Annotated in this window: 1 protein-coding gene; it reads right to left on the minus strand. The window is 57.3% G+C overall.

Annotated elements, in window-relative coordinates:
* The coding region (locus tag F6X39_RS37270) for a DDE-type integrase/transposase/recombinase (RefSeq protein ID WP_262414945.1) at window positions 1–253 on the minus strand (253 nt) is incomplete at both ends.

Raw genomic sequence — 253 nt, forward strand, 5'->3', positions numbered from 1 at the left:
CGCCGTCAATTACCCGCTGACAATCCGAACGGAGCGACAACCATGTCCAACTGACAGCGACAAACATCTCGACCGACCGGCCAAGATGTTTGTCGGTAAACCGGACTTCCTGCTTGACGCTATCCAGCCGCGCGTAAAGCGCCTGTTCAAGTGCATCCAGAACGAAGTCCGTGGTCATCGAGCTGCTGACTCGCCAGCCGACGATACGGCGAGCGAACACATCGATCACGAAAGCCACATACAGCCAGCCCTG

The organism is Paraburkholderia sp. UCT2 (assembly GCF_014397665.1).
Taxonomy (GTDB): Bacteria; Pseudomonadota; Gammaproteobacteria; order Burkholderiales; family Burkholderiaceae; genus Paraburkholderia; species Paraburkholderia tuberum.